Origin of the sequence: Gilliamella sp. Gris3-2 (genome assembly GCF_001690345.1) — a bacterium.
Lineage (GTDB): Bacteria > Pseudomonadota > Gammaproteobacteria > Enterobacterales > Orbaceae > Gilliamella > Gilliamella bombi.
Genome location: NZ_LZHB01000021.1, coordinates 1 through 574, shown reverse-complemented (window position 1 = coordinate 574; position 574 = coordinate 1). Strand labels below are relative to the sequence as shown.

Below are 574 nucleotides of genomic sequence, written 5' to 3'. Positions count from 1 at the left end.
TTCAACTTTCTATAAATGGCGAGAAAAATACGGCGGAATGGAAACTTCGGATATCAAACGCTTAAAGGAGCTGGAGGCTGAAAATCGCAAGCTTAAGCAGATGTTTGCCGAACTGAGCTTAAAATCCCAGCTGCAGGAAGAAATAATAAAAAAGCTTTAGTGCCCACAAAGGCAAGTAAAACGTGGGCACAGCAACTACAACAAAATCATTCGGTTACTATTGCTATGAGTTGTGCCATTGTTGGCTTAAGTCGTTGTGCTTACTATTATCAACCTAAGTTACAGGATGATTCGGTGATTGTTTCGGTGTTGAATGCTATCACGGACAGGCATTTACGCTGGGGCTTTCCTAAATGCTTTAATCGTATCAAAAAGCTCGGCTATAAATGGAATCATAAACGGGTATATCGGGTGTATTGTGAATTAAAGCTTAATCTCAGGATAAAGCGTAAACAGCGCATTCCTCCACGAAGCCCAGAAAGGCTATCAGCACCCAATAAACAAGGTGAATGCTGGTCAATGGATTTTATGAGTGACAGTAGTCGTAATCAGCGTCGCTTTAGGACATTCAATG

At 41.3% G+C, this 574-nt stretch carries 2 protein-coding genes; both read left to right on the top strand.

Annotated elements, in window-relative coordinates; all coding sequences use genetic code 11:
- Positions 1-160: transposase (locus tag A9G32_RS13535; RefSeq protein WP_141672871.1), on the top strand; the 160-nt coding region annotated here is incomplete at its 5' end.
- The coding region (locus A9G32_RS03265; protein ID WP_141672870.1) for an IS3 family transposase at positions 160-574 on the top strand (415 nt) is incomplete at its 3' end. The genes A9G32_RS13535 and A9G32_RS03265, both read left to right, overlap by 1 nt.